This is a genomic window from Streptomyces sp. NPDC048254, assembly GCF_043201895.1.
Taxonomy (GTDB): domain Bacteria; phylum Actinomycetota; class Actinomycetes; order Streptomycetales; family Streptomycetaceae; genus Streptomyces.
The window spans coordinates 103,601-126,362 of the sequence record NZ_JBICZJ010000015.1 but is presented as its reverse complement, the minus strand read 5'-3'; the positions used below and the strand labels follow the sequence as shown (position 1 = coordinate 126,362).

The following is a 22,762-nucleotide window of genomic DNA, read 5'->3' as shown; positions in this document are numbered from 1 at the left end:
CGAGCCGTGGTCTCACTGGATCCTGCTGCGGGCCCAGTTGGGCCGGCACATCGACGGTGGGGGCGACAGCGGATGGCGTTGGGCAGCCCTGACTACTGTGTCCTGCGGGCTGGACGGTGATCGAGGGCCATGGGCATCTTGCGTCGGCGCAGCCGGCTCATGGCCGGTCACGGGCATCGCCGCCGGTGTACGACGGCGCCGGCCGGGCGGCGAAGGGTTGAGCCTGTCAGCCCCATTTGATCCGTTCCCGGGGGAAGTTTTCGGCGCCGCGGATACCAGGGTGGTTCCGTGGTACGCCGAGGAGCTGTATCCGCAGGTCCGGCATGCGCTCGAGCCCCGTCAGGTCGGCTTCCCAGTCGAGCCCCGTGAAACCGAGGGTAAGGCGGCGCAGGGCCGGGAACGCGGTCGGCAGACCCGTCAGGTCGATCTCTTCGCGCCTCAACTCTCCGTAATACCCATGGATCATGAGGCCGAGGTGGGTTACCCCGCCGTGGCCGAGGCGTGAGGGCACGGTGAATTGCCGCGCCGTGCACGAGACGGACAACTGCGTGAGCGCCGGCAGGTCGCGGAGCGAATCGATCCCTGCCACCGCGGAGCCGTTGAGCCAGACCTGGGCCAGGCTCGTCCAGCCGGCAACATGCGCCGACCAGTCGAGGGGCATGGATGTGAGCGCGAGATCCCGCACTCCAGGCAGCGCGGGAAGGGTGAACCGGAACTCCCGATACTGCCGATTGGGCATGAGAATCATGGAGGCGATGAACAGCGGGTCACTCGTAGCCGGCGCGATTCCAAGAAGCAGGCTGGTCAGCCCCTCTGCCTCGCGGAGAAGGTCGAAGGATTCGGTGTCCTTGAGGCCGGTGGGGGTCCAGTTCAGAAGACTGGTCCGATGTCTGTTGGCGAAGGAGACGACCTCTGCGAGCGGCATGGCCCTGCGCACCGTCAGGCCGTCCACCGAGCCCAGGACGTGCGCCTGGTCGAGCTGCTCGACCGAGTCGGCCCAAAGCCGGGAGACGTCCAAACCGGCGAGTACGGCATCGGCGTATTCCTGACCCGGGCAGCTCTCCCATATGCCGACGAGTACAGAGGCGAGCTTCTTCCGTTGCTCGAACGGCATCTGGGACAGGAAGGCGAGAGCTTCGGAGCCTCCCAGCCTGCCGGCCAACTGGGCGGCGCTGCGACAGAGGTCCATGTCCTGCCAGTCGAAGTCACGCTGCAGAGCCGAAAGCAGGTCGGGCCCGACCGAGGCGTACTGGTCAGTCTCATGCGGCAGACTGTCGTCGTCCGACCCGCTGGGCTGAGCAGGGGCCTTCTCCGAGTCCGCGGTGAATGACTTGCTCTCTTCCTTCGCCGCGGCCCGGAACGTTTTGGCGATCCCCGAGATCAGCGCAGCCCGGTCCTCCTCCTCCATCTGCACCGCGTAGGGAATGCACGCTGCCGCGGCCATGCGCATGCGCGCGCGCTGCCTCCGGTTGGTCACCCGCCGTGCCTTGCGCCGCATCTGGGCGACGAACTCACGGGTGTCGGCAAGATTGCACTGGCTCATGGCGAACCGCAGGACGTCGTCCCACATCTCGTCCCCGGCGTGGCTGGCGAGTTGCCCGAAGGAGCGCTGGGCGACCAGGTCCGTGGCCGCGAGGTAGTCCTGGAAAGTGCGATGACTGAAGCGCAGCGTGTCCTCCGCCGGGGCGACCAGAAGCCCGCTCCGTTCGTGCAGGGCCTTGCGGATCTCGCTGGGAGTGTGGGCACCGGGCTCCCGACCCAGACTGGGCAGCCGGCTCTGCACCTTCTCGTCGAAGCGCGTCAGGGTGATCTCCCGTTCGCCCTCCGCCGTCAGATAACCGGCGACCCAGGAGAGAACCGCCCGGCGCTGATCGATGTCCAGGCCGGGCAGCGGCTCGGGCACCTCACGGTCCGCGTCGCGCAAGCCGAGCATCATGTCGACGGTCCGCGCGTACAGCTCCTGCCGGAAGCGCGGGAGCCGGGTGCCGTGCACCTCGTGGAGCTTGCACAGCACCGCGCAGAGCAGCGGGGTCGCGGCGAGCGCGGAGAGGTCCGGCGACGCGTTGATATGGCGGGTCAGAGAGATCTCGTAGGCGGAGAGACGGGCGACCCGCCGGTCGCGCTCCTCCTCGCCGAGCCGTGAGGAGTGTACCCCGAGGATCGCCGCCTGGTGCCACTTGTGGATGAGCTCTGCCCGTTGGTCGGCGTCGAGTTCAAGGAGCTTGAGCTCCACGAAGCCGAGCCTGGCAGGCGGGGACCAATGCTGCAGCGCCTCCGGGCGCCCGGTGACGATGACATGCAGGGCAGGGAACTCCCGCAGGAGATCGCTGATCCAGCGCAACACGCCGTCCCGGTGGCACTCCAGCACCTCGTCGAGGCCATCGACGAGCAGGAGCACCCGCTCCTGCTCGAGCATCCGGCGAATCCACCCGTCCGGCGGAGCGGAGTCGGTCGCCAACCCGCTGAACTCGAGGAACTTCCCAGGCCGCGGCGGAACTCCGTCAAGTCCCTCGATCCGTTTCCATCTCGGCGCGTACATGTCGCGCAGGCGCAGCAGGAAGGGAACCCGGTCGTTGAACGGTTCGAGTTCGCCCTTGCACGAGCCGCGCGCCATGGAGACGGCAAGCCACTCGAGCAAGGTGGACTTCCCGGCCCCTGGGCTGCCTCGCAGCAGAAGCCGTGTGTTCTTCGCGATCAGGGGCTCGACGGGTCTGGACTGCTCGGCCGTCGACGACAGGCGGAGCGAAGGAACACCCGCACGGAGACTCACGTACGCGTGGTCGATGCTGATGTCGTCCGCGAGGTGGCCTTGGTTACCGAGCCCGAACAGCTCGATGTGCCCGTAGCGGCGGATCGCCTCCCTGCGGTACGTGTCCAGGAACGCGGCGTCCCGGGCGTCCGACTCGGTGACCGGCGGTGAGGGCCGGACGCGGAACAGCGCATCCGCGAGCGGCGCCCCTTCGAATACGGCACTGATAGGGCTCGCCTCGAGCCGGGAATGGTTCCAGCCCGTCGAGTCGCGCACGACGACTCCGATCAGCCACCGGCCCGCGTGGAACACCGGTGCACCCGACATGCCGCTCCACGGTTCCGGGCCCGTCGGCGGGTGTCCGTCAAGTTCGAGGGAGAGGTAGCCGTGGTTGTCCGCGCTGTTGGGTGCCACCCGGAACGCGGCCTCGAGCGGGGCGACGCCTGCGGCCAATCGCGTCATCACCGCCGGCAGCCCCAGGGCCGAGCAGTCGTCGAAGCGCGAGTCGGGTGCCAGCTCGCGCAACGCCACGGGATCCAGCTCACCCGGCACGGCCAGGTCCTCGGCCGTGAGGAGTACGGCGATGTCCTTCTCGATCCGCAGAACCTCGGCCGTCGTCACGCGCAGGGAGTGCAGCCGGCAGACACGAAGATCCTCGGCCGGGACGTCCTCGACCACGTGGCCCGCGGTCACGACCACGCGGCTGTTGAGGAGGTACCCGCTGCCACGCACCCGGTCGTCTTTCGTGGTGAGGGCGACCAGGTGGGAGCGGCTGGGATGGCGGACGGCCGCGGTCATCGGACGATGCGGTGGCCGGGCGCGGTGTTACGGATCTCGGGGCTCTCGCCGGTGGTGGCCGACACGGGGGTGAGGTTGAGCGTCACACGATGGGTGTGCGCCGTGGAGCGCTTGCGCTCCGCATCGGCTGTGACGACCCACGCCTTGATCCCGCCCGTGGCCGTCCGGTCGCGGGTCAGCGAAACAGTGAACTCCAACTCGATCGGGCCCACTCGGAAGTGAATGTCCGAGTCGGGGTCGGAGGCGGCCGCTTCGGTGATCTGTGCGCGAAGTGCCTGTACGGCGGACACGAGCTCGACGGAGGCGTCACCGGGACCGTTGTTCGGCTCGCCGCGAGAGAACCACATCTCTTCAACTCCTCGCACAGCCAAAGTACTTGGATCACAACATGATGAGCCCCGCGAGGTGGGCCAGCAAGACTGTCATGCGCAGGTGTTCTGTGAGCCTTCGTCCGGTGTCAGCGGGGCGAAGGTGAACAGGCCGGGTTCGGGTCCACGGCACGGGGACCGGCTTGCCGGCCGGGGATCATTCCTCGGCCGGAGCACAGAATCAGCCGAAGGCCGCGCCCCCGTTCGGCGCATCCCCAAGTGAGTGATCAGGTTCGGTCGTTGTTCGCCCCCTCCCGGCGCAGAAGCCGTCGCGCCGCCATGTGCGTTCCTGCCGTGGCCGCCGCGGCCAGCGCCAGCCCCTGTAGCGCCTCACGTGGACGTGTCGGGCGCAGGACGCCGGCTTGCCGCAGCCGGCCGCGCGCCCACAGCGTGAAGGGGATGACCACCAGCGGTGAGGTGACCGCACCGGGTGTGTATCCACGGACGGCGGCGGCCTGGGCCAGATGCACCAGGGCGTGCAGCCCGAATCCGTTGAGAGCCCCCTGGTAGAAGCCGGAGCGTCCACCCGTGCGGTGCCCGTCGGCAGCAGCGCCGGCCACCACCACAGCCATCCCGGCGACGGCCGTTGCGAACGCTCGCCCGTCCATGGACTCCAGGCGCTGCCACACTCGTTCTGGCACGTGCGGAAACCGCTGGCGCAGCCCGGGCACCCGCCCGCGTGCCCAGCCCGGCACCGTGGCCACTTCCTCCAGATCGTGCACCGCCCAAGCAGCCAGCAGCCCGAAGGTCACACCGGCCCCGACCCCCGCGCCGGCATCGCCCACATCATGTCCCCTCATGGACAAGAAGTCTGTCAGCAAGCCTGTCAGCGGTGTGCGGGCGGCGTATCCGGTACCTGACGCAAGGATCAGCCCGTGGCCGCCAAGCGAGGGGTTCGGCCGCGCAGCGCCGCCGAGAAGCGGTCCGTGACCTCCGCCAGGGCCTCGGCCGACCCGGGGGCCACGGTCAGCCGGCCGTCGGCGTCCGTCGTGATGTCCTTGTCGAGCGTGAACCAGCCCGGGACGATGTGCGCGGCGCCCATGGAGCTGAGCACCGGCCGCAGGGCGTAGTCGATGGCCAGAACGTGCGCCGTGCTGCCGCCGGTCGCCAGCGGCAGCACGGTCTTTCCGGCCAGCGCGTACTGCGGGAGCAGGTCGAGCAGTGCTTTGAGGACGCCCGAGTAGGCCGCCTTGTAGATCGGGGTGCCGATCACCACGCCCTCGGCCCGTTCGAACAACGCGGTGGCCTCGACGACGGCCGGATGCGTGAAGTCCGCACCCAGCAGGGCTTCCGGAGGCAGGTTCCGCACGTCGAGGGCGATCACCTCGTGGCCCTGCGCGGCCAGCCGGCGGTCCAGGTGACGCAGCAGACGCGCGGTGCGCGAGGTGGCGGACGGGCTTCCGGAGACGGACAGGACAGTGGCCATGGTGAGCCTTCCAGAGTGAGGGTGGGGCCAGATCTCGGCCGGGCGGTCCAGCGCGTCGCGGTCCGCGACCGGGGCGGCGCTGCTCACGGCAGTTCGAACCGGTGTCGCGGGGACGACCAGTCGGCCGCCGCCACCGCGCGGTCGACGTCCTCGGCCAGCAGGAACCGGCGCGCCACGAGGTCCTCGGCGGCGGCCCTGATCGCGGTGGCGTACCCGTCCGCGTCCTGGTGGCGTTTCTGGACGCTCGGGCGTGGGTCGCCGGTGATCAGACGCTCGTCCTCCGTCGCGGCGAAGGGGAACGTGGAGCCGCTGAACTCGTGCAGCGCGCCATGGCCCTGACCGGGAGCGCGCGTGTTCCAGCCGGTGTAGGTGGCGAGGGGGACGGCCACCATGGGCGCCCGGACGCCCGCCGGCAGGTCGAAGCCGCGCCAGTCGCCGTCGTACACCAGGTCGCCGAGCAGGTCGGCGTGTGGCATGCCGGTGCTGAAGCCGATCTGGAGCCGGCCCCGGGACAGCACGTCGGCCAGCGCCAGGTCCTCGGCGAGGCGGAACGGGCTCTCGTAACCGATCGGGATGACCGCGGTACCCAGCTCGATCCGCTCGGTCCGCTGCCCGGCCGCCGCGAGGAACACGGCCGCCGAGCCGACACCGTGTTCGAGGTGGCGCTGCCGGATCCAGGCGCCGTCGTAGCCGAGCCGCTCGCCGTACTCGAACAGCTGAAGGGTCTCCTCCAAGCCCGGGTAGGGGTCGTCGTCCGCGAAGTTGCCGGGGGTCAGGAAGGCCAGGGAGGTGATGGTTGGAGTGCTCATGCGTCGCCGGTCCTCAGCTTGTGGTGGTCTCGGCGGCGGGGGAGGGGACACGCCCGCCCGGGATCGCCGCCAGCAGCTCGCGGGTGTACGCGTCGCGAGGCTCGGAGAACAGGTCCTCCGGCGGGCCCGTCTCGACGACCCGTCCGGCCCGCATGACGGCGACCTGGTGCGCGATCTGCCGTACGACGGCCAGGTCGTGCGAGATGAACAGGTACGCCACGCCGGTGTCCGCCTGCAACTCGGCCAGCAGGTCCAGCACTTGGGCCTGCACGGACACGTCGAGCGCGGAGACGGCTTCGTCGCACACCACCAGGTCGGGGGAGAGGGCGAGGGCACGGGCGATGGCCACCCGCTGGCGCTGTCCGCCCGACAGCTCGGCCGGGCGCCGCTCCAGGGTCGCGGCAGGCAGCGCGACCCGGTCGAGGAGTTCGCGGGCGCGGTCGAGCCGGGAGGTGCGGTCGCCGACCTTGAACGCCCGCAGCGGCTCGGTGATCACCTCGCCGATGGAGAAGCGCGGGTCCAGCGAGGCGTACGGATTCTGGTAGACGAGCTGGGCGCGCCGGCGCAGCTGCCTGACCTCGGCGCCCTTGGCGGTGGTGACGTCGGTGCCGTCGAACAGCACCTGTCCGGAGGTCGCCTCGGCCAGGCGCAGCACCAGCCGGGCGGTGGTGGACTTGCCCGATCCCGACTCCCCGACCAGGGCGAGGGTCTGCCCGCGCCGCAGGGTGAGGCTGACGTCGTCGACCGCGCGCAGGGTCCGGGCCTCGCCGTCGGCGCGTGGCAGCCTGAACTCCTTGACCAGGTTGCGTGCCTCGACCAGGGGAACCGCCGGGTCGGCTGGGGCGGCGGAGACCGGGGTCCGGGGGCGGGCCGTGGTCAGGCTCGGGGCGGCGGCCAGGAGTCGCCGGGTGTACTCGTGCTGCGGGTCGGCGAGGACGGCACGGGTCTCGCCCGCCTCGACCACCTTGCCCTGCTCCATGACCACCAGCCGCTGGGCCCGGTCGGCGGCCACCCCGAGGTCGTGGGTGACGAGCAGGATCGCGGTGCCCGACTCCTCGGTGAGGTGCTGGAGGTGGTCGAGGATGACCCGCTGCACGGTGACGTCGAGCGCGCTGGTCGGCTCGTCGGCGATGATCAGCCGGGGCTGCGCGGCGATGGCGACGGCGATCAGGGCCCGCTGCCGCATGCCGCCGGACAGCTCGTGCGGGTACTGCCGGGCCCGGACGGCCGCGTCGGGCAGTCCGGCCCGGTCAAGGACGGCGACCGCCTCGGCGCCGGCCGCCCGGCGGGTCGCCAGGCCGTGGATGCGCAGCACCTCGGCGACCTGGTCGCCGATCCGCTCGACCGGGTTGAGCGAGACCGTCGGATCCTGCGGGACCAGCCCGATCTGCGCGCCCCGCACGGTACGCAGCTCCGCCTCCGACAGCGTTGCCAGGTCGTGCCGGCCGAAGCGGACCGTGCCCGCGTCGATGGTGCCGTTCGCCGCAAGCAGCCGGGTGACGGCGTGCGCGGTGGTGCTCTTGCCGGAGCCGGACTCGCCGACCACGGCGGTCACCTGCCCGGGCCATACGTCGAGGTCCACGCCCCGTACGGCCGAGACCGTGCCGCCCCGGGTGCGGTACGACACGGACAGGCCGCGGATCTCCAGGAGTGGTGTGGTCACGTTCTCACCGTTCTCGCGTGTGTCACCGTTCTCGTGTGCGTCACGGTTCTCGTGTGCGTCGTCGGTCATCGCTGCCGCGCCCATTCGCCGTCCAGCGCCCTGGCGACGCGGTTGGTGGCCAGCACGGTCGCGGCGATCGCCAGCCCGGGCAGTGCGGTCAGCCACCAGGCGTTGGCCAGGTAGTTGCGGCCGTCGGAGATCAACGTCCCCCACTCCGGGGCGGGCGGCGGCGCGCCGTAGCCGAGGAAGCTCAGCGCCGACACGGCCAGGATCGAGGAGCCGAAGTCCAGGGTGGCCAGGACGATCACCGGGCCTGCGGCGTTGGGCAGGACGTGCCGGCCGAGGACCGCGTACCAGCGGGTCCCGCAGGAGCGGGACGCCTCGACGAACACCGCCTGCCGCACCCGCAGCACCTCGGCCCGCGCCACCCGGGCGAAGGAGGCGACGCTGGCGATGCCGACCGCGACGGCCACCTTCACCGTCCCGTACCCGAGCGCGGTGACCAGGGCCAGCGACAGGAACAGCGCGGGGATGGCGAGGAGGACGTCGACGAAGCGCATCAGCACGTCGTCCACCCAGCGGCCCACGAACCCGGCGACCACGCCGAGCAGCCCGCCGACCACGAACGCGACCAGGACCGCGATCAGCGTGGCCTTGAGGGAGAGCTGGGCGCCGTGCACCACGCGGGAGAAGACGTCCCGGCCCAGTTCGTCCGTGCCGAACCAGTGACTGCCGCTCGGGCCGCGGAAGTTCTGGGACGGCACCCCCTTCAGCGGGTCCTGCGAGGTGAACAGATCAGGCCAGAAGGCGGCCAGTACCACCAGCACGAGGACGACGGCGGACAGCAGCAGACCGGGGCGGCGCAGCAGGAAGCGGACCACCCGGCGGATGTCGGCGGGCCGTGCGTGTTGTGCGGGAGGTCCCGTCTCGACCGGCCGGGCGAGGCCGAGGGCGGCCTCGGCCTGGTCGTCGACAAGGCTCTGGCTCATGCGAAGCTCGCCTTTCTGTCCGAGGCCACCACGATCCGCGGGTCCAGCAGCGGATAGACGAGGTCGACGAGCAGGTTCGTCGCCACGAAGATCAGTGCCCCGAACACCACCACCCCCTGGACCAGCGGGATGTCCTGGGTGGTGACCGCCGCCGCGGTCACCCGGCCCAGACCGTCGCGGGAGAACACCGTCTCGACCACCACCGAACCGGCGATCAGCTGCCCGACCAGCAGGCCCACGACGGTCAGCGCCGGCAGCGAGGCGTTGCGCAGCGCGTGCCGCAGATGCACCCGCCACCGGCCGGCGCCCTTGGCCCGCGCGGTCTCCACATAGGCCTGGTCCAGCGCGGTCAGCAGGCTCTTGGCCAGCACCTGGGCGACCTGCGCACCGGTCGGGATCGCCAGAGTGAGCGCCGGCAGTACCAGACCCTTCAGCCCGTCGTTGCCGAACGCCGGGAACCAGTGCAGCTTGAACGAGAACGCCTCGACGAGCAGCAGCCCCACCCAGAACGTCGGGACCGACACCCCCAGCGGGGGCAGCGACAACAGCAGTTGCCGCAGCCACCGCTGCGAGGTGTACGTGGCCACCACCGCGAGGCCGCCGCCGAGCACCACCGCCAACAGCAGCGCGGCACCGGTCAGTTGCAGTGTCTGCGGCAGCGCGTCGGCCAGCGTGGAGGTCACCGGGCGGCCGGTGGAGACCGCGTCGCCGAAGTCCCCGCGCACCGCCCGGCCCAGATACTCGGCGTACTGGACCAGCACCGGCTTGTCGAAGCCGTACTCGTGCCGCAGCTCGGCGAGTTGGGCCGGATCGACCTGCCCCGAGTCCATCCCGGCCCCGGCCATCGCCGAGACCGGGTCACCGGGGAGGAAGTCGAGCACCAGGAACGACACGGTGTAGGCCGCCCACAGCACCCCGACCGCCTGCGCCAGCCGTTTGATCACATAGCGCCGCATCCGCTAGCCGATCCAGGTGTCGTGCAGCTGGACGCGGCTGCCGGAGTCGAACGTCAGGTCGTGCACCTTGTTCGAGACGCCGAGCTGGGTCTGGAGCTCCACCACCGGCACGTCGTACGCGTTGCGCACGATCAACTGCTGTGCCTCACCGACCAGTTGCTTACGCTTCGCGGTGTCCGTGGTCGCGGCCTGCGCGGACAGCGCCGTGTCCAGCGAACTGGCGGACAGGTGATAGAAGTTGGCCAGCTGGGTGGAGAAGGAGCTGCGCAGGATGTCCGGGTCGGCGCGGGTCGTGTTTCCCCACACCACGTCGAAGTCACCCGACTGGAGCGTGGTGGCGAACTGGGTGACCGGGAGCTGCTTGAGCACCACGTCGATCCCGACGGCCTTGAGCTGCTGCTGCACCAGCTCCAGCGCGGGCTGGTTGGTGGCGGAGTTGGGGAACCAGGTGATGGTCAGGGTCAGCTTCTTGCCGTCCTTGGTGCGGATGCCGTCGCCGCCGGCCTTCCAACCTGTTTCGTCCAGCAGGGACTTGGCCTTGGCCGCGTCGAGGGTCAGGTCCGAGGAGAGGTCCGTGTAGTCGGGCGTGGTGTGCGCCAGGATGCTGGTCGCCGGCTGGGTGCCGGTCGGGAAGACGGTGTCGGCGATCTGCTTCCGGTCGATGGCGGCCGAGATCGCCTGACGGACCTTCGTGTCCTTGAGTAGGGGCCGCGAGTTGTTGAGCCCCAGGCCGAACACCACACCGGGGTTGGCCCGGCTCCGGAGGGCGACCTGGCCGCCCTTGAGCGCCGCCTCGTTGGCCTTGCCGACGCTGCTGATCACGTCCACCTGCCCGGACCGGAGACTGCCGGCCCGCACCCCCGCCTCGGGTACGACCTTGAACACCAGCTTGTCCAGATAGGCCGCGCCCTTCTTCGACCACAGCGAGGAACCCCAGTCGTACCCGGTCCGCCTGTCCAGGGTGACCGACTGGTTCTGCGCGTACTGCTTCAGCACGAACGGCCCGGAGCCGACCACGCCGTCACTGCACTTCTGCTGCGGGGACTTCTTGACGCTCGCCGAGGATTCGATACCCAGCGAGTGGGTCGAAGTCGCCTGGAGGAACTGGGCGTTGGGCTGCTCGAACGCCACCTTGACGGTGAGCGGGTCGACCACGGTGGTGCTCTTGACGCCGCTCAGATAGCCCTCGGCGAGGGTGCCCAGGGCGCCGAGGCCCGGCACCGCGTCGAAGTTGTCCTTGACTACCTGCGCGGTCAGCTTCGACCCGTCGCTGAAGGTGACCCCCGAGCGCAGATGGAACGTGAACGTCGTCGCGTCGGCACTGATGTCCCAGCTCTTGGCGAGCCACGGCACGATCTTGCCGGTCTTCGGGTCCTGGTCGGTCAGAGAGTCCACGATCTGGCGCACCGAATAGATGGTGTCGTTGCTGCCGACCTGCTGCGGATCCACGCAGCCGGCGTCGGATCCCACCGCGAAGGTCAGGGTGCCGCCGGACTTCGCCTGGCCGCTTCCGCCGCCGGAGCCGTCGTCGCCCGAACCGCACGCGGTCAGCAGGACGCTGGTGGTCAGGAGCGCGGCCAGGGGCGCCCATCGGGAGGGTCTGAAATCCGGGAGTGCAGTCACGGAGGGCTTTCTCCTACTCGTGTCACCCGGCACGGGGTGCCGGGCTTCGGGGCGCGAGGCACGGCCGTGCAGGGGCGTGCGGCCCCGGCCGGATCGGCGCCGGCCGGGAGACGCGCTGTGCAGACGGAGGGCGAACGGAGGCAGGGGGACGACACCGTGGACCGGTGGCGAGGGGAAGGGCGGCGCGAAGGAGCCGTGGCCGGTGACGGAGGTCAGCCGGCGGCAGGCGGGCCGGTCAGAGCCGACAGAGGCAGCTGGTCGAGCGCTTCAGATCTATGTGGCGCCGGCGCGAGAGCCGGGAGTACGCCGTGGCGTCGGCGGGGGAGGCAGCCGGGTGATCGCTGTGTCGCATGCCGGTCCCTCCTCGTCTCCGGCCCCGGTCACGGGGCCACGCGCTTGCGGGAGTCATCGGTGATCCCGCCGGGCTTTCACCTGGAGCACCCCACCGCGGGGGAGGGTTGCCGGTCAGCGAGCCAGGGCTTGACGCTGACACTCAATGCCGTTGGCGATCGTACGGATCGGTTTTGTCGTACGTCAATGCCGCAACCGGACGCCCTGTTCGAGAAGGCGCGACCGTCTCATGTTCCGGGACGCATGGTGGACGCACCTTGTGCCGTGTGCTTTGATCCGGCCATGGAGACCGCAGGTCAGGCACGCACCGTGCGGCTCGACCCGTTCTGGGCGGGCCGTCGCGCCGACCAGTTCGACCAGACCTGTCGCTGACCACTCGCTCCCCTCAGCTCAGCTCAGCTCAGCTCCGTCTCCTCGAAGCGCGTGAACACGCCGCGCGGCCCTTTTCGCCGGCGCGTCCGTCGCGCACCCCCCGACCGCCCCGCCGCAAACCGTCGGAATGAGAGGCATGGCCGTCAACAGCATTGCTCCGACAGGGGTGTTCGCCGCGCTGCGGGTCCGTGACTACCGGATCTACTGGAGCACGGGCCTGGTGTCCAACATCGGCAGCGCCATGCAGGGTGTCGCGCTGGACTGGTTCGTCCTGACGCTCACCCACAGCGGAACCGCGCTCGGCTGGATCGCCGGGCTCCAGTTCGCCCCCGTGCTGCTGTTCGGCCTGTGGGGCGGGGTCGTCGCCGACCGGTACGACCGCCGGACCCTTCTCCTGTGGACCCAGACGCTGTACGCGGTCCAGGCCCTGCTCCTGACGGTCATCGTGTTCTCCGGCCATGCCGCGCTGTGGCTGCTGTACGTCCTGTCCTTCGCGCTCGGCTGCGTGTTCACGGTGGAGAACCCGGCACGCCTGTCCTTCGTCACCGAACTGGTCGGCCGGCCCCTGATCCCGAAGGCGGCGGGCCTGAACATCCTGTCCCTGAACGCCGCCCGCCTGATCGGTCCGGCGATCGCCGGCGTGCTGATCGGGGCGCTCGGAACCGGGTGGGTCCTCGCCCTCAACGCCGTGTCCTTCACCGTCGTCCTCGCGGGTCTGCTGTCGATCCGGCCACGGGCGCGGGAGACGCGCGCCGTCGCCCGGCCGCCGTGGACGGCGGCGGGTGCGGAGGGGCTGCGCTATGTGGCGGACCGGCCCGAACTCGTCGGCGTGTTCACCATCTTCGGCCTGGTCGCCACCTTCGCGGTCAACTTCCCCACCACGCTGACCCTGTTCGCCGGGCGCGTCTTCGACGTCGGCTCCCGGGGACTCGGCCTCATGAACACCGCACTGGCCGTCGGCACCGTCGCCGGGACGGTCGCCGCCACGCGCGGGGTCTCGCCCCGGGTACGGACGGTCGTCGTCGGCGCGCTGCTGTTCGGCGGTTTCGAGGCACTGGCGGCGGTCATGCCCACGTACCCCGCCTTCCTGGCCCTGCTGCTGCCCGCCGGCTTCACGTTGATGACGTTGAACACGGCGGTGAGCGCCTTCGTCCAGTCGGAGGTGAGCGACGCCATGCGCGGTCGGGTGATGGCGGTCTACACGGTGATCTCCATGGGCGGCAGCCCGGTCGGCGCCCCCGTCATCGGCTGGATCTCCCAGCACGCGGGGGTGCGCTGGGGGCTGGGCGTGGGCGCGGCCACCGCCGTACTGGCCGCGCTCGGCGTGGCGCTGTGGCTGACGCGGACACCACGCTCGGCGCCGGCTCCGAAGGTGTCGGCCGTGTCGGCCGTGTCGGGCGCGTCGGTCGCGCCCCCCGTACCGCAGGCCCCGATCGCACCATCCGGCTCCCGGTCCGCGTCTGCGGCGGCGTCGACCGGCCGCTCGCCGTCCCCCGAACACCAGCCGTCCCGCGAACCGTCCAGCGAAGGAAAGCAACACGACTGACCGTCACACCGGACTGCCCGGGCTCCACCTGGCCCTGGAGACCGACGGGGGTGCTGTCGCGGGCCTGTGCGGCAGCGTGGCGTCGGACCCGCCCGCGGACTGCCGGCGGTGCACGCCCGTACGGGGGCCGAGGCGGGAGGGCCGTCCTCGCCCGCCGCTGTTCAACCGCAGTGGCCGTGACGCGTGGCGTCAGCCGCTCTCGGCCGGTGCCGGTGCCGGTGTCGCGCGCAGCCGGAAGCGGAGCCTCTCTCCGTCGTCAGCAGTGCCGCGGCACGTGGGCCGAGTTTGCGGTGGATGTGGAGGTCGACGGAGCGGCTGCGACTGCCCGCCCATTCGCCCAGTCCCGAGCGCAGGTCCTCCCGGGTGATGACCCGGCCGTTGCCGCGCAGCAGGGCGGTCAGCAGCCGGAACTCCAGCGGGGTCAGCGCGACGGGAGCGCCGTCCACCAGCAGGCGCTGGCCGCCCGGGTCCAGGCTGATCGGGGACGGGGCGGCGGCCACGTAGGACCCGGGCAGCGTGCCGCCGGGCACCACCGGCAGGCCCGCGGCACGCCAGGCCTCGTAGCCGCCGACGATGTCGGTGGCCCGCACCAGTGTCGCCGCCATCCCCGCCCCGTTGCTCGTCCGCACCGAGGGCGGCCCGCTGGACGCCGTGTCCCTCGACCGGTTCCGCACCCAGGTACCCGACGGAGACATCGTCACCGTGCACGCCACCCGAAGTGGCCGCACGAGGGCGCGTCCGACGAGGAGAAGCTCCTCCTCCTGGAACACGCCGACAGCTCCGCGCTCACCGTGCTCCACCAGGAGGATGACTACGCGGGCCTCCAGGGCCGGCGTCCCGACGGCACCTGGACCTCCGTACCGATCCGGCCCGACGCCCTCCAGGTGTTCACCGGCACCCTGCTGACCAACTGGACGGAGGGCAGGCTGCGCCCCGGACGGCACCGCGTGGTGGCCGGCGGCTCGGTGACCCGGCGCTCCTCCGCGGTGTTCGTGCACCCCGGCCTGGACACGGTCGTGGCACCACTGCCGGCCTTCGCCGACCCGGACGGCTCCGACTTCGAACCCGTCTCGGTGTGGGAGCGTGCCAGTGGCAATGTCGAGGAGTACCTGCGGGTCTTCGGCCGCCCCGAGCAGCTCGCGGCCTGGCGGGAGAACCGCCCCTACGTCGCCGAAGTCACCGCCTGAGCAAGCCGAAGGAGAGCCGGTCATGACCACATTCCCCACCGCGCAGGCCGTGCGGACCACCCCCGAAGGGCTCCTGTGGGAGCCGAGCGAGCGCTGGGTGCGGGGCCGTAAAGGTGACGTCACGGTCGTGGACAGCCACCATCCCGTCCTTGTCTGGGAGCCCGGTGTTCCCGTACCGCTGTACGCGTTCCCGCGCACGGAGGTACGCGAGGACCTGCTCCGCCCCGCGAAGAACCCCCCGACGGGCACGCACACCGGCTCGCGGGTCTTCTACGACCTCGACCTCGACGGCGAGCTGCTGGAGAACGCCGCCTGGACCTTCCCGGCCGCCGACCTGGCCGACCACATCGCCTTCGAGTGGTTCCGGCGCGTCGGGCGGGGGCTGGACCACTGGTACGAGGAGGAGGAAGAGATCTTCATCCACCCCCGTGACCCGCACAAGCGGGTCGACGCCATCCCCAGCAGCCGTCACCTCGTGGTCGAGATCGACGGCACGGTCGTCGCGGACACCCGCCGGCCGGTCCTGCTCTTCGAGACCGGCCTGCCCACCCGCTACTACGTCCCGCGCGAGGACGTCCGCCTCGACCTGCTCGAAGCCACCGACCATCACACCGGCTGCCCCTACAAGGGCACCGCCGAGTACTGGTCGTGGCGCGGCGCGGCCGACGTCCCGCCCAACGTCGTCTGGAGCTACCCGGACCCGCTGCCCGCGGTCGGCGCCGTCCAGGGGCTCCTCGCCTTCTACAACGAGGCCGTCGACATCACCCTCGACGGCGAACGGGTGGCGCGCCCCGTCACCCACTTCACCAAGGCGCTCACGGAGCAACAGCACACCTGACGCGAGACGACCGCCGCATCCGCCTCGGCCCACGGCGCCGGTCCACGGGAGCGCGGCGTCAGGGACGTCCGCCGCGCTCCAGCGGGATCTTCTCGCCCGTCTCGATCCCGACCGGCAGCCGGTTCTCGGCCGGCGGCAGCGGGCAGGTGGCCAGGTCCGTGTAGGCGCAGGGCAGGTTGGCGGCGCGGTTGAAGTCGATCGTCACCCTGCCCTCGGCGTCGGGGGCGGGGATCTGGAGGGAGCGGTTCGCCGCGTACGTGGTCACACCGGAGGTCCTGTCGGTGAACAGCACCATCAGGGCTCCCGGCGTCCGGCCGTTGAACGCGGTCAGCCGGTGCGCCGTGCCCTCCAGTTCGAACTCGACCTGGCCGGGGGAGTCGTAGACGTGCTCCAGACCCTCGACCGCGGCACCGACGGTCACCGGGCGCGGGGTGTCGAAGGGCAGGAAGCGGCCGGAGAGTACCCAGCGCGCGTCGGGCTCGTAGGCAGGTGTCCTGGTGAACGCCGCACGCAGCGCGTTGCCGGGGTGGCGGGGGCGCACGATGTCGTGTCCGCCGCGCTTGGCGACCTCGATCACCGCGTCGCCCCAGCCGACGTACACGCTGGCGCGTTCGGCGAGGACGCCGAAGTCGTGGCGGCCGCGCACGACCTGCTCGTCGACCGCCACCTCCTCGCCCTCGTCCAGCTCGACGACGACACCGTCGGCGGTACTCGACCAGGCACCGGGCGCGTCCTCGAACCGGGTGGGCTCGTCGCTGAGCCAGTGGAGGCCGGTGATGGCGAGGAACCCGTGCGGGCCGGCCAGCACCGCCTCCTTCTGCCGGTGCCACTCCTCCCACTCCTGCACGAAGCTCACCCGGTCGACGTCCTGAACGGTCATGTCGGATCCCTCCAGCTGCGCATCCTGTCTTCCGTGCAACAGCCACGCCCGCGCGCATCATCCCGCCGGGAAAAGTGACATGTTTCCGCAATGCGAGAGCTGTTCGGAACTCATTGACCGACGGGGTGGGCGTCTGCTCAACTCACGTCCCATGACCCCGCGTACGGATCTGACCCGGAGGCGCCACATCGACCTGGCGCACGTCTCCAGCGCGTTCTGTTGTCGTTGATCCGGAAGGCGTACCGCTGATCCGCTGAGCGGCTCTCGGCATCGGCCGGTGTCCACCGCACGACTGCTCCTCCCTCTCTGGCCCCTCTGGCTACCCCGTTCCCCGGCTCCCTTGGGCCGCGGTGCGCATGGCGCCACCCGAGATCGGTGAGGGGAGGTGCCGTCGGCGGCTGTCGCCACACCTCCACCACACGGCTCGACCGTCGTCCGGCACTCCTCGCGAGGTCGTCGGACCCTCGCGTCGCGACCGGACCGAGCACCGGCTTCGTAGCCGTTCACCGCTGCTCGTCACCCGTTCGCCCCGACTCCCAGCACCCGGCAGTGCGCCCCATTCCTGGAGAGGGACCTCCTCATGCCTCCCACCATCCGCAAGCTCACGGGCCGCATCGGCGCGCTCGTCGCCGGCGTCGATCTCGCCGCGCCCGCCGATCCCTCGACGATCACGGCGCTCCGGCATGCCCTCGACGAGCACAAGGCGATCGTGTTCGACGACGTGAACCTCGACAACGCCGGTCAGGAGCGGGTGGCCGGCTGGTTCGGCGACCTGACGACCGCCCACCCGAACGTGCCGGCCGCCGACGGGACGACGAACGTGCTCGCCGTCGACAGTGAGACGTCGAAGGCGAACGAATGGCACACGGACGTCACCTTCGTTCTCAACCCGCCCCAGCTCACCACGCTCCGGTCCGTCGTGACCACGCCCTACGGCGGTGAGACGCTCGTCGCGAACGCCGCCACGGCCTACCGCGACCTGCCCGGACCGCTTCGGGCCCTCGCCGACTCGCTGCGGGTCGTGCACACCAACCAGTACGACTACGCGCGCCCCGCCGCCGCGACGCCCGAACGGCAGGAGTACGACCGGGTCTTCGTCTCGACGCCGTACGAGACGGAGCACCCTCTCGTGCGCGTACATCCGCTGACGGGCGAACGCGGCCTGTTCATCGGCGGGTTCGCCAAGCGCGTCGCCGGCCTGTTGCACAGCGACTCGGCCGATCTGCTGCGCGTCTTCCAGTCGTACGTGACCCGCCCCGAGAACGTCCTGCGCTGGACCTGGGCCCCCGGCCAGCTACTGATCTTCGACAACAGGATCACCCAGCACTACGGGGTCGACAACTACGACGACCACCCGCGCCGCCTCAACCGCGTGACGGTCGCCGGAGACGTGCCGGTCGGCCTCGACGGCCGGCGCAGGACCCGGCCCAGCACTACCGGCTGCTCACGGGCGGGCTCGACGAGGTCTGGAGCCGTCCGGAGTCCGCGCCGCGGGCGGCGGCCGTCCAAGGAGGCCGAGCCGCGTGATCGAGATAGTCGAACGGGACCGCTGCATCGGATGCGACCTGTGCATCGACGTGTGCCCGACGCGCGTGTTCGACCGAGGGCCCGACGGCATCCCGGTGATCACGCGACAGGACGACTGCCAGACCTGCTTCCAGTGCGAGGCGTACTGCCCCACCGACGCCCTCTTCGTCGCACCGCTGGCGACCGCGGTCGCCCCCGGTTCGCGCTTCCACGACGTGACCGGACTGGAGGCGTCCGGCCTGCTCGGCGGATACCGCAGCGAACTCGGCTGGGGCCGGGGAAGGGCGCTCGGCGCCCGTACCGCGGTGGGGCCCGAATACCCCGACTGAACCACGGCCGGCCCGTATGGCGGTCCCGGCCCGAACCGGGACCGCCATGAGGAGTACCGGCGCGCTGCCGTAACGTGCCGACGCGAACGCTCCGTTGACACCCCCCGCCCGGCGTGCTTCCATCCCGGCATGCCGTCGCCGGAGCTTCTGACCCGCCGCCGCGCCGTGGACCTCGTCCGCGTGGCCGCCGCGCTGTGTCGGACGACCGGCTGACCTCTCTCTTCCCGACGCCTCTGCCAACCGGTGTGCCGGACCAGGCAGTTGAGCGGACAGCGGCCGTACCGACGGATGGCCCTGTCCTGGCTCGCACCGACCCCTGTCGTGCTCCTTCGCCCTCTCATGACGAGGATCCGCCATGCCCCGTTCCACCCCCGCCGGTCACCGCCACGAAACCGACTACGACGGCCGCAGGCTGCGCCAGTGGCTCGCCGGTGAGGCCAGGGCCGACGGGGTCACCCGCCGCCGGCTGCTCACCCTGCTCGCCGCCACCGCCGCCGGGACCGCACTCGGCGGCACACGACCCGCCCGCGCCGCCGTCGCCGGAATCGTCAAGCCGCTGCCGCCCGAGTGGTTCGTCGAGCGCGGTACCAACGCCGAGACCCGCTGGGAGGCGCTGCGCGGAACCGGCCACCACACCCCCAACGAGCTGTTCTTCGTACGCAACCACACCGCCACCCCCGTCCTGGAGGCCGGCGACTGGCGGCTGCGGCTGTGGGGCAGCGGGCTGCGCGGCAACCCCGGCGAGGACCGGCCGGTGGAGTTCGGGTACGACGATCTGCGCGCCCTGCCGGCCGTCACCCGGACCGCCTTCGTCGAGTGCGCCGGCAACGGCCGCTCCTACTACACGACACAGCAGGGCGAGACGGTCACCGGCACCGCCTGGACCCTGGGAGCGATCGGGGTCGCGCGCTGGCGCGGGGTGCGCCTCGCCGACGTGCTGCGCAGGGCCGGTCTGTCCCCTTACGCCGTGGACGTGCAGCCGCGCGGCCTGGACGCCGAGTACGTCAGCGGCGGCGAGAGCCTGGGCCGGGTACGCCGTCCGCTGCCGCTGGCCAAGGCGCTGGACGACGTACTGCTCGCGTACGAGATGAACGGCGAGCGGCTTCCGTACGATCACGGGTACCCGGTGCGGGTGCTGGTGCCCTCCTGGGTGGGGATCGCGTCGATCAAGTGGGTCGGCGACATCGAGGTGTCCGCGCAGCCGCTCTACTCGCCCTGGAACACCACCTTCTACCGGCTGTTCGGCCCCTCCTACCCGGAGGGCGGCAGCGCGCCGCTCACTCGGCAGGCGACGAAGAGCGCCTTCGAGCTGGCGAGCGGGGCCACGTTCACGGCGGGTCGCAGACACGTGCTGCACGGCCGGTCGTGGTCGGGCGCGGGCGCCGTCGCCCGGGTCGACGTCAGCACCGACGGCGGGAAGAACTGGCGCCCTGCCCACCTGCACGACCGGCCCCGCGCCGGCACCTGGACCCGCTGGTCCCTCGGCTGGCAGCCCGAGGAACCCGGCGCAACCCACCTGCTGGCCCGTGCCACGGACACAGCCGGCCGTACCCAGCCGGACGTCGCGGTACCGAACACACAGGGCTACCTGTTCGACGCGGTGGTACGGCATCCGGTGAGCGTGGTGTGACGGATCGCGGGCCCACGACCAGGCTCCTGGCGGCCGTGCCGGCTTCTCGGCGGGCCGGGGGCGGCCCGGGACCTCCGAGTCGCCCGTTGCGGGTCGCCGCGTGCCCAGTCGTCTGGAAAGTGCGCTCTTGTCATGACAGGGCAGGACGGCGGACTCTGGCAGCAGGCACAGCGGTACGTACGCGTAGCGGACGTCGGATCCCCGACGGCCCTGAGGCGGCTCAGGAGGCTCGCGGATGTCGGTTTCACCGGAGTGCGGCGTTGACGGTCCTGCCGTCACCGAACACGAGGCGGAGGCGCTGGTCGAGGGAGTCTGCTTCAAGACGGGCCCGCCGCGCAGCGTCGGGGTCGAAGTGGAATGGCTCGTCCACCGGGAGCGTGCGCCGCACGACACCGTGGGCCGGGGAGAGCTGGAAGCGGCCCACGCCGTTCTGCGAACCCTCCCGCTGACGTCCGGGCTGAGCGTCGAGCCCGGCGGCCAGGTGGAGCTGAGCTCCCGGCCGGCCCCGTCGCTGGCCCGGTGCGTCTCGGAGGTCTCCGCCGATCTGGCGGCCGTGCGCACCGCGCTGCGCGAGCACGGCCTGTCACTGGCCGGGATGGGCGTCGATCCCTGGCTGCCGCCTCGCCGGTTCCTGCGGGAGCGGCGCTATGACGCCATGGAGGCCTGCCTCGACCGTACGGGTCCGGCGGGGCGAACCCTGATGTGTACCTCGGCCTCCGTCCAGGTGTGCCTCGACGCCGGACGGGAGGAACCCGGCGTCATGGGATTCGCGCGCCGCTGGTGGCTGGCGCACCACCTGGGCGCGGTCCTGGTCGCGGCGTTCGCGAACTCGCCCATGGCGGAGGGCCGCGCCACGGGCTGGCTGTCCACGCGGCAGCTGATGTGGGCGGAACTCGATCCGGGGCGGGCCGGCGGGCCGTCCCTGGTTCCCGACCCGCGCCGCGCCTGGGTCCGGCGGGTCCTCGACGCACCGGTGATGTGCGTACGGCGGGACGGTCCCTGGGAGGTGCCGGACGGAGTGAGCTTCCGCGAGTGGACCCGCTCGCCCAGCATGCGCCCGCCGACCCACGCGGACCTCGACTATCACATCAGCACACTGTTTCCGCCCGTCAGGCCACGTGGGCATCTGGAACTGCGCATGATCGACGCACAGCCCGGCGACGACGGGTGGATCGTGCCGCTCGCCGTGGTCACGGCTCTGTTCGACGACCCCGGCGCCGCGGTGATCGCGAACCGGGCGGTGGAACCCCTGGCCGAGCGGGCCGCCGGGGCCCCGGCGCCGCACAATCCGCTGTGGACCGACGCGGCGCGCCACGGGCTCGCCGACCCCGAGCTGAAGCGCGCCGCCGTGACCTGTTTCGCCGCGGCACTGGACGCCCTGCCCCGGCTGGGCGCGAGCACCAGGATCATGGACGCCATCGCCGCCTACACCGACCGCTACGTCCGCCGCGGCCGCTGCCCGGCCGACGACGTGCTCGACCGGCAGCGCGACCGGGATGCGTCCGCACGACGCCGGGCCCGGCGGTGACCCGGACGATCCTGGCGCCCCGAGCGGAATGGCGCGGCGCCTCGTGATGTTGCCGCAGAAGGGTTTCAGGTCGTCAGGACGCCTGCGGGGGCGGCGAGTCGGGGTGATCGGCCGACGGCGCTCCGCGGGACGGCCTCGGGCCTGCGCATCGATCGAGCAGAGAAGGACGCCACGTGCGTGCATACGGATTCAAGTCGAACGGCGGACCGGAAGTCCTGGAAGAGATCCAGGTGCCCACCCCGAGGCCGGGCCCGGGCCAGGTGCTGATCGAGGTCGCGTACGCCGGCGTGAACTTCGCCGAGGTACAGCACCGGCGGGGCGAGTTCGGCGAGCCCGACGGCCCCGGCGGCTACGACGTGCCCGGGCTGGAGGTCTCCGGCACGGTGGCCGCGCTCGGCACCGGGGCGACGGGACCGGCGGTCGGCGAACAGGTCGCGGCCTACCTTCCGGCCTTCGGCGGATACGCAGAGTTCGCCGTCGTCGACACGGACTTCGTCCGGCCGGTCGGCCAACTCCCCCTCGCGCACGCGGCCGGGGTGCCGTGCGTCTACCCGACGGCCTACGGGGTGCTGACGGACGCGGGGCGGCTGCACGAGGGCGAGACGGTCCTGATCCACGCGGCGGCCGGCGGAGTCGGTTCGGCCGCGGCGCGGATCGCGCGGGCGCGCGGTGCCGCCCGGGTCTTCGGCACGGTCGGCGCCGCGACGAAGACACAGCTGGCCGCCGAACTGGGCTACGACGCCCTGTTCGTCCGGGACGAATTCGAGGACGCGGTCCGGGAGGCCACCGCCGGGCGCGGGGTGGACCTGGTGCTGGACCCCGTCGGCGGTCCGGTGCGCCACGCAGGACTGCGGGTACTGGCCCCCTTCGGCCGGGTGGTCGCCTACGGGGACCTCGGACGTGACGCCGACTGGACGGCGGACGTCTGGGATCTGTGGAAGAACAACAGGACCGTCGCCGGATACAACATCGGTGACGTCGCCCGCCGTTCCCCCGCCACCATCGGCGAACACCTCTCCAGGGCCCTGTCCGCGCTCGCCTCCGGAGCACTGCCCTACACCCCGCCGACGGTCGTCCCGTCGTCGGACGTCGTGGAGGTCCACCGCCGCCACGAGGCCGGGCGGACCCACGGGAAGACCGTGCTCGCGCTCATGGAGCACGGAGCGGGCTGAGCCGGGCGGCGCGTTCCCCCG

19 protein-coding genes, 2 pseudogenes and 1 riboswitch are annotated in these 22,762 nt (G+C 71.5%); of the genes and pseudogenes, 9 read left to right on the top strand and 12 right to left on the bottom strand.

Going from position 1 to position 22,762, the window contains the following annotated elements; translation table 11 throughout:
* Positions 1–226: 226 nt before the first annotated feature.
* The 10 genes from ACGFZQ_RS35080 to ACGFZQ_RS35035 form a co-directional block, all read right to left on the bottom strand.
* Entirely contained in the window at positions 227–3,547 is a 3,321-nt protein-coding gene (locus ACGFZQ_RS35080; RefSeq protein WP_393843740.1) for an NACHT domain-containing protein, read from the bottom strand.
* Positions 3,544–3,894 (bottom strand): trypco2 family protein, encoded by a 351-nt coding sequence (locus ACGFZQ_RS35075; RefSeq protein WP_351734522.1) that lies wholly within the window; start codon positions 3,892–3,894, stop codon positions 3,544–3,546. Before ACGFZQ_RS35075 ends, ACGFZQ_RS35080 begins: the two co-directional genes overlap by 4 nt.
* Before the next feature lie 248 nt (positions 3,895–4,142).
* A complete protein-coding gene (locus tag ACGFZQ_RS35070) occupies positions 4,143–4,715 on the bottom strand; it encodes an HXXEE domain-containing protein (protein ID WP_393843739.1) in 573 nt (190 codons plus the stop codon).
* 68 nt (positions 4,716–4,783) lie between these two features.
* Positions 4,784–5,341 (bottom strand): NADPH-dependent FMN reductase, encoded by a 558-nt coding sequence (gene ssuE / locus ACGFZQ_RS35065; protein WP_393843738.1) that lies wholly within the window; start codon positions 5,339–5,341, stop codon positions 4,784–4,786.
* 83 nt (positions 5,342–5,424) lie between these two features.
* Positions 5,425–6,150, bottom strand: coding sequence for an LLM class flavin-dependent oxidoreductase (locus ACGFZQ_RS35060; RefSeq protein WP_393843737.1), 726 nt, complete (start codon positions 6,148–6,150; stop codon positions 5,425–5,427).
* Between the two features lie 13 nt (positions 6,151–6,163).
* Entirely contained in the window at positions 6,164–7,882 is a 1,719-nt protein-coding gene (locus ACGFZQ_RS35055) for a dipeptide ABC transporter ATP-binding protein (protein ID WP_393843736.1), read from the bottom strand.
* Complete coding sequence (locus ACGFZQ_RS35050) at positions 7,879–8,802, bottom strand: ABC transporter permease (protein WP_393843735.1); 924 nt, start codon at positions 8,800–8,802, stop codon at positions 7,879–7,881. Before ACGFZQ_RS35050 ends, ACGFZQ_RS35055 begins: the two co-directional genes overlap by 4 nt.
* Positions 8,799–9,758, bottom strand: a complete 960-nt coding sequence (locus ACGFZQ_RS35045; protein ID WP_393843734.1) for an ABC transporter permease — start codon at positions 9,756–9,758, stop codon at positions 8,799–8,801. Before ACGFZQ_RS35045 ends, ACGFZQ_RS35050 begins: the two co-directional genes overlap by 4 nt.
* Positions 9,759–9,761: 3 nt before the next feature.
* A complete protein-coding gene (locus ACGFZQ_RS35040; protein WP_393843733.1) occupies positions 9,762–11,381 on the bottom strand; it encodes an ABC transporter substrate-binding protein in 1,620 nt (539 codons plus the stop codon).
* Positions 11,382–11,616: 235 nt separating this feature from the next.
* Complete coding sequence (locus ACGFZQ_RS35035; RefSeq protein WP_351696507.1) at positions 11,617–11,733, bottom strand: putative leader peptide; 117 nt, start codon at positions 11,731–11,733, stop codon at positions 11,617–11,619.
* A gap of 35 nt (positions 11,734–11,768) precedes the next feature.
* A riboswitch (SAM riboswitch) is annotated at positions 11,769–11,882 on the bottom strand.
* Between the two features lie 358 nt (positions 11,883–12,240).
* On the opposite strand from ACGFZQ_RS35035, the gene ACGFZQ_RS35030 reads away from it, so the two are divergent.
* Entirely contained in the window at positions 12,241–13,650 is a 1,410-nt protein-coding gene (locus tag ACGFZQ_RS35030; protein WP_393843732.1) for an MFS transporter, read from the top strand.
* 161 nt (positions 13,651–13,811) lie between these two features.
* Here ACGFZQ_RS35030 and ACGFZQ_RS35025 read toward each other — a convergent pair whose 3' ends face one another.
* Positions 13,812–14,255, bottom strand: a complete 444-nt coding sequence (locus ACGFZQ_RS35025; RefSeq protein WP_393843731.1) for a winged helix-turn-helix domain-containing protein — start codon at positions 14,253–14,255, stop codon at positions 13,812–13,814.
* A 147-nt stretch (positions 14,256–14,402) separates the two neighbouring features.
* Here ACGFZQ_RS35025 and ACGFZQ_RS35020 point away from each other — a divergent pair.
* Both ACGFZQ_RS35020 and ACGFZQ_RS35015 read left to right on the top strand, forming a co-directional pair.
* Positions 14,403–14,837, top strand: a pseudogene (locus ACGFZQ_RS35020) (2OG-Fe(II) oxygenase family protein); the annotation flags it as partial.
* Between the two features lie 22 nt (positions 14,838–14,859).
* Positions 14,860–15,675 (top strand): DUF427 domain-containing protein, encoded by an 816-nt coding sequence (locus ACGFZQ_RS35015; RefSeq protein WP_351734558.1) that lies wholly within the window; start codon positions 14,860–14,862, stop codon positions 15,673–15,675.
* A gap of 58 nt (positions 15,676–15,733) precedes the next feature.
* Here the strand turns inward: ACGFZQ_RS35015 and ACGFZQ_RS35010 are convergent, their stop codons facing one another.
* The gene (locus tag ACGFZQ_RS35010; RefSeq protein ID WP_393843730.1) at positions 15,734–16,555 is read right to left on the bottom strand and encodes a DUF1684 domain-containing protein; all 822 of its coding nucleotides are present in this window, start codon (positions 16,553–16,555) and stop codon (positions 15,734–15,736) included.
* 580 nt (positions 16,556–17,135) lie between these two features.
* Between ACGFZQ_RS35010 and ACGFZQ_RS35005 the strand changes: the two are divergent.
* From ACGFZQ_RS35005 to ACGFZQ_RS34980, 6 genes and pseudogenes are all read left to right on the top strand, one after another.
* Positions 17,136–17,969 (top strand): annotated as a pseudogene (locus tag ACGFZQ_RS35005) (TauD/TfdA dioxygenase family protein); the annotation flags it as partial.
* A gap of 109 nt (positions 17,970–18,078) precedes the next feature.
* Positions 18,079–18,411, top strand: coding sequence for a 4Fe-4S binding protein (locus tag ACGFZQ_RS35000; protein WP_393843852.1), 333 nt, complete (start codon positions 18,079–18,081; stop codon positions 18,409–18,411).
* 129 nt (positions 18,412–18,540) lie between these two features.
* Entirely contained in the window at positions 18,541–18,624 is an 84-nt protein-coding gene (locus tag ACGFZQ_RS34995; RefSeq protein ID WP_351734867.1) for a putative leader peptide, read from the top strand.
* Positions 18,625–18,766: 142 nt separating this feature from the next.
* A complete protein-coding gene (locus ACGFZQ_RS34990; protein ID WP_393843729.1) occupies positions 18,767–20,041 on the top strand; it encodes a sulfite oxidase in 1,275 nt (424 codons plus the stop codon).
* Positions 20,042–20,276: 235 nt separating this feature from the next.
* Positions 20,277–21,569: an ergothioneine biosynthesis glutamate--cysteine ligase EgtA gene (gene egtA, locus ACGFZQ_RS34985; protein WP_393843728.1), complete on the top strand. Its 1,293-nt coding sequence runs from the start codon at positions 20,277–20,279 to the stop codon at positions 21,567–21,569.
* A 173-nt stretch (positions 21,570–21,742) separates the two neighbouring features.
* Positions 21,743–22,741, top strand: coding sequence for a zinc-binding alcohol dehydrogenase family protein (locus ACGFZQ_RS34980; protein ID WP_393843727.1), 999 nt, complete (start codon positions 21,743–21,745; stop codon positions 22,739–22,741).
* Positions 22,742–22,762 lie beyond the last annotated feature (21 nt).

Bases quoted from the DNA above. Each gene is read 5' to 3' on its own strand.
- ACGFZQ_RS35010 (WP_393843730.1), bottom strand. From the start codon at position 16,555: ATGACCGTTCAGGACGTCGACCGGGTGAGCTTCGTGCAGGAGTGGGAG.
- ACGFZQ_RS35050 (WP_393843735.1), bottom strand. From the start codon at position 8,802: ATGAGCCAGAGCCTTGTCGACGACCAGGCCGAGGCCGCCCTCGGCCTC.
- ACGFZQ_RS35060 (WP_393843737.1), bottom strand. From the start codon at position 6,150: ATGAGCACTCCAACCATCACCTCCCTGGCCTTCCTGACCCCCGGCAAC.
- ACGFZQ_RS35015 (WP_351734558.1), top strand. From the start codon at position 14,860: ATGACCACATTCCCCACCGCGCAGGCCGTGCGGACCACCCCCGAAGGG.
- ACGFZQ_RS35080 (WP_393843740.1), bottom strand. From the start codon at position 3,547: ATGACCGCGGCCGTCCGCCATCCCAGCCGCTCCCACCTGGTCGCCCTC.
- ACGFZQ_RS34995 (WP_351734867.1), top strand. From the start codon at position 18,541: ATGCCGTCGCCGGAGCTTCTGACCCGCCGCCGCGCCGTGGACCTCGTC.
- ACGFZQ_RS35055 (WP_393843736.1), bottom strand. From the start codon at position 7,882: ATGACCGACGACGCACACGAGAACCGTGACGCACACGAGAACGGTGAC.
- ACGFZQ_RS35075 (WP_351734522.1), bottom strand. From the start codon at position 3,894: ATGTGGTTCTCTCGCGGCGAGCCGAACAACGGTCCCGGTGACGCCTCC.
- egtA (WP_393843728.1), top strand. From the start codon at position 20,277: ATGTCGGTTTCACCGGAGTGCGGCGTTGACGGTCCTGCCGTCACCGAA.
- ACGFZQ_RS35045 (WP_393843734.1), bottom strand. From the start codon at position 9,758: ATGCGGCGCTATGTGATCAAACGGCTGGCGCAGGCGGTCGGGGTGCTG.
- ACGFZQ_RS35070 (WP_393843739.1), bottom strand. From the start codon at position 4,715: ATGAGGGGACATGATGTGGGCGATGCCGGCGCGGGGGTCGGGGCCGGT.
- ACGFZQ_RS35025 (WP_393843731.1), bottom strand. From the start codon at position 14,255: ATGGCGGCGACACTGGTGCGGGCCACCGACATCGTCGGCGGCTACGAG.
- ACGFZQ_RS35030 (WP_393843732.1), top strand. From the start codon at position 12,241: ATGGCCGTCAACAGCATTGCTCCGACAGGGGTGTTCGCCGCGCTGCGG.
- ACGFZQ_RS34990 (WP_393843729.1), top strand. From the start codon at position 18,767: ATGCCCCGTTCCACCCCCGCCGGTCACCGCCACGAAACCGACTACGAC.
- ssuE (WP_393843738.1), bottom strand. From the start codon at position 5,341: ATGGCCACTGTCCTGTCCGTCTCCGGAAGCCCGTCCGCCACCTCGCGC.
- ACGFZQ_RS35035 (WP_351696507.1), bottom strand. From the start codon at position 11,733: ATGCGACACAGCGATCACCCGGCTGCCTCCCCCGCCGACGCCACGGCG.